A 4,464-nucleotide genomic window follows, 5' to 3' on the forward strand; every position below is an offset into this window, starting at 1 on the left:
ACTTCCAGCAATGCGACGATGCCGACAAGAATGCCGACGTCGCTCAACCTGCCATGGGCAGCGCCAGTGGCAATCAATGGCAGAAGGGCGTCATTGAGATGCAGCGTGCTGGTGATGAGCGCCACTCCGCAAATATGCGCCGAGATGCGGGGCGAAACCACCTGGCGAAGTGCGCCGAGATAGCTGAGATGATGAACCGCGGCCATCTCCGTTCCCGCCCGCTTCGGCAGGGCGAAGACGATGATCCCCTGGCAGAGCAGGCATGAGATGCTGGCAAAAAGGTAGGCCGGCAGCATGCTCGATGCGCCTGACAGCAGCAGGCCGGTTGCCCCTGGGATCAGCACCCAGGACAGCGAGATCATAGCGCGCACGCCGGAGTTGGCCGTCACCATGTCGCTTCGGTTCATGCCGTGCATCGCCGCGCGCGCATTGGCAAACAGCAGCGAGTTCAGCGCCCCGTAGATCGGCAGGGGCAGCAACCCGCTGATGACGAAGACAGCCGCTGTGGGAAAAGCGTAGACCATGCCGTAGCCGACGATGCCGAAGAGGCCGGCGCCGATCATCGTCGACCGGTACTCGCCAAGCCGGTCGGCGAGATTGCCGAGCAGAATGCTGATGACGACGTTCACCGCCGCCGAGACGAAACTCAGGAACGAATAGAGACCGTCGCTCAAGCCCAATTCGCGGATACCCACGACCGAACGGTAAGGTGCGGTCATCGCCCCCGCCATTCCGAAGGTGAAAATGGCGATCATGCTGGCGCGGATCGCCGGAGTGCGGAAGACGTCGGGAAAAAGTCGGCTCATGCGGTCATCGATCAGAAGTAAGCCGGCTTCACAACCTGCTCCTCTCGTCTTCCTCTAGAGCAATTCCAGGAAAAGTGCGAAGCGGTTTTTCGTCCAGAATTGCGTAAAAACAAAAAGTTAGAGCGGTTCTGCGCTTCCATGAAAAATTGAACCGCTCTAGGTTTCAGTAATGTTCCGATTGCGAGAAGGTTCGCGCGAGCTCGGCCTGGCCGGCCRTGAGGCCGCAATCGACAGGCAGGCAGACGCCGGTGATCGCTGCGGCCTGGGGACCGGCAAGGAAGGCCACGGCATTGGCAACATCTTTCGGATCGACGACGCGCTGCAGCGGATACCAGCGGCGTGCTTCCTCGAAAACATTCGGATTGGCTGCCGCGCGTGCTTCCCAGGCCTGCGTCTTCACCGTGCCGGGTGCGACGGCGTTGGACCGGATGCCGAACTTGCCGTATTCTACGGCGACCAGCCGGGTGAAATGCAGAAGGCCGGCCTTGGCGACGCTATAGGCCGGGTGTCCGAAGACATGCAGGCCGTTGACCGAGGCGATGTTGACGACGGAACCCTTCGAGGCCTTCAGCATGGGCTCGAATGCGCGGAAACACAAAAATGCCGCCTCGAGATTAAGCGAATTGTCCGCCCGCCAGATCTCAGGCGTCGTCTCGTGCAGGCTGGTCGCGCGGGCAGCACCGGCATTGTTGACCAGGGTTCGAACCACACCGGCCTCCGCAGCGCGCCTTGCCAATTCGGCAATGCTCGTCTCGCTGGTCACATCGCATCCGACGGCGACGAAGCGATTGTCTGGCCCGAGCCTCGACGCCACGGCAGCCGCAGCCGGGGCATCGATATCGGCGAGCAACACGACATCGTGGTCATCGGCAAGCCGTGCGGCGATCGCCGCGCCGATATCGCCGGCAGCGCCTGTAATGATGGCTATCGACTGCGTCATTTCCTGTCGCTCCCGTTCACAACCGGATTCTCATGGGTCTCAATCTCCAAGCAATTGCCGGTCGTCGCCGTCACGGTGAATGACAAGCTGCTGCTTGATACGCCGAAGCGTGGTCGTCGCCTTGGGCTGAACGGCGTAGGCGACGAGGCTCGACAGGATATCGACTGTCGCGATGTAGGCGATACGCGTCGAGGTCGGGCGATAGATGTTATTGCCCTCGGGAAGGTCGATCGGCACGACGATTTCGGCAGCCTTGGCAACCGGGCTTGCCGTCTGTGTCAGGGCGATCGTCTTCACCTTGGCCTGGCGGGCAAGCTCGAAGGCGCGCACCAGCTCGGTATTGCGTCCCGAGAAGGACGAGCCGATCACGACATCGCCCGGCCGTGCCGCAGCAGCCATCATCAGCTGCATGCTATGGTCGGAACTTGCCGTGATGCGAAGCCCGAGACGGAAGAGCCGGTTCTGGAGCTCGTCGGCGATCATCGACGAATTGCCGCCCGACCCGAACGCATAGATCATATCGGCCTTGGCGATATGCGAAACGGCGGCTTCGATCGCCGCAAGATCGAGCGACCGATGCAGGAGAAAGAGCGCGTTCTGGGCCTTGGTGATGATGTCCTGGGCGACATCGGCCGGATCCGTGCTTTTCGATTCCGGTTTCAGATAGCGAACGCCGATATGGGCGGTCCGGGCGAGCTGCACCTTGAAGTCGGAAAAGCTCTCGCAACCGAGCCGCCGGCAAAAGCGTGTGACGGTCGGCGGCGAAACCTCCGCCCGTTCCGCGAGCTCGATGATCGAGGCGTTCACGGCAAACTCGAAATCGTTGACGATGATCTCCGCGATGCGGCTCTCGGAGGGAGAGAGCCTGCTCTTGTCTTCCTGCAGCGTTGAAAAGATATCCAAGCCCGTCCCCCCAATGGTTCTCTATTTACCCTTCTTCTTATAGGCCACGCAGTCGATCTCAACCTTGCAATCAACCATCATCGACGATTGCACACAGGCGCGCGCCGGCGGATGTTCGCCGAAATACTCCTGATAGATCTTATTGAAGGTCCAGAAGTCGCGCGGATCGTCGAGCCAGACGCCGACGCGCACGACGTCCTCGACGCCGTATCCGGCCTCATCGAGGATCGCCAGAACATTGGCAATCGTCTTATGGGTCTGGGCAATGATGTTGCCGTCGATGATTTCGCCATCTTCCATCGCAACCTGCCCGGAAACATACAGCCATCCGTCGGCTTCGACCGCACGCGCGAAAGGCAGCGCCTTGCCGCCGGCGCCCGTTTGAACAGTGCCATAGCGCTTGATGGGCATGCTGAAGTCCTTGCAAATTATTTTCTTGATAAGTTGACAAATGACCATAGAAAGCAGAATTTGACCAGTGAAAAACGCGATTTATGAAAAGAATTTCAATCCGGGGCAAATATGCGCGATCCTTTCAAGAACCCTTTCCCCTCCGACAGTGCCCGGCATGCCATCTGGGAAATGCTCGTTCCGCGCGATATCGATGCCTTTCTCGCCGCCGATTGGTCGATGGTGGCTGGTGATTTCGTGGAAGAGGGCTTCATCGGCATCGATGGCCGAAAGGAAGTCAGCCCCGACAATTGGCGCCTCGCATTTCCGACGCTGTCTGCCTATCGCCAGGAATGGCTGAGGCAGGCGCAGGATTTTGCCCAACAGAGTTTCGCGGAAGATGCGCGCACGGCGATCTTCACCACGACGACGCTGGAAGATATCGAAATCGAAGGCGACATGGCGCTCGTCCGCAAGAAATTCGACGGCGGCATTTCCAAGCCTGACGGCACCCGAGATGTCATGCAATGGCAGACGCTCTATTATTGCAGGCTTCACCAAGGACGCTGGAAAATCTCAGGTTTCACCGGCTACCTGCCGAACCCGATGGGTTGACGCAGGGCCGACAACACGAAGGCCACTTTCTTGCGCATTTYCACGGCAGCACTGGCGACCGAGACCAACACCTTTTCTCCGATCTGCGTGGATCGTCGCGCATTCGAAGCGTCGCTTTATGCCCCGCCCGGCCAACATCCCGAAACACCGACACTCTGCACCGCGCCGATCACCGTCGGAAGGCGCGTCACTGCTGAAAAGGGTTGGGAGCTGATTGAGGGAACCGCCACCTGGGCCGACCCCGCAGGCCTCGTCAACCGGACGACCTACGAGGAATTGCGTGACGAAATTCTCGGTCAACTCCGCGCGGCAATGCCTGTCGACGCGGTTGTCATGGGCCTGCACGGCGCCATGGTGGCGGCCGGATACGAGGATACGGAAGGCGATCTCCTCTCGCGCATCCGCCAGATCGTCGGGCCTGATGTGCTCATCTGCGCCGAACTCGATCCGCACAGCCATCTCACGGCAAAACGCGTCGCTGCACTCGATTTCGCGGTCTATTTCAAGGAGTTTCCGCATACGGACTTCGTCGACCGCGCCGAGGACCTCTGGCGCATCGCTGTCGAAACGCTCGAAGGCCGGATCAAGCCTGTTATGTCGGTGTTCGACTGCAAGATGATCGACGTCTTCCCGACATCGCGCGAGCCCATGCGCTCCTTCGTCGACAAGATCATGCAGATCGAGAAGGATGATCCGGACGTCCTGTCGATCTCGGTGGTCCACGGCTTCATGGTGGGCGACGTTCCTGAAATGGGAACGAAGCTGCTTGTCGTGACTGATAATAAGCCGGAAAAGGGCGCGGCTTTGGCG

General features: G+C 59.9%; 6 protein-coding genes. 2 read left to right on the forward strand and 4 right to left on the reverse strand.

The genetic code is table 11. From position 1 onward, the window contains the following. The 4 genes from AC1D1Z_RS34425 to AC1D1Z_RS34440 form a co-directional block, all read right to left on the reverse strand. Positions 1-806 (reverse strand): MFS transporter (locus AC1D1Z_RS34425; RefSeq protein ID WP_477853268.1); only part of this gene is annotated, 806 nt, incomplete at its 3' end. Between the two features lie 163 nt (positions 807-969). Continuing rightward, positions 970-1,746, reverse strand: a complete 777-nt coding sequence (locus tag AC1D1Z_RS34430) for an SDR family oxidoreductase (protein ID WP_477853270.1) — start codon at positions 1,744-1,746, stop codon at positions 970-972. Positions 1,747-1,785: 39 nt separating this feature from the next. Continuing rightward, complete coding sequence (locus AC1D1Z_RS34435) at positions 1,786-2,649, reverse strand: MurR/RpiR family transcriptional regulator (protein ID WP_018246097.1); 864 nt, start codon at positions 2,647-2,649, stop codon at positions 1,786-1,788. A gap of 21 nt (positions 2,650-2,670) precedes the next feature. Beyond that, positions 2,671-3,060, reverse strand: coding sequence for a RidA family protein (locus AC1D1Z_RS34440; RefSeq protein ID WP_047618009.1), 390 nt, complete (start codon positions 3,058-3,060; stop codon positions 2,671-2,673). Between the two features lie 111 nt (positions 3,061-3,171). On the opposite strand from AC1D1Z_RS34440, the gene AC1D1Z_RS34445 reads away from it, so the two are divergent. Then, positions 3,172-3,654: a hypothetical protein gene (locus AC1D1Z_RS34445; protein WP_168277851.1), complete on the forward strand. Its 483-nt coding sequence runs from the start codon at positions 3,172-3,174 to the stop codon at positions 3,652-3,654. Positions 3,655-3,684: 30 nt separating this feature from the next. Next, a partial coding sequence (locus AC1D1Z_RS34450; protein ID WP_477853272.1) for a M81 family metallopeptidase occupies positions 3,685-4,464 on the forward strand: 780 nt, incomplete at its 3' end.

The sequence above is a fragment of the Rhizobium sp. P1_E1 genome, assembly GCF_056406015.1.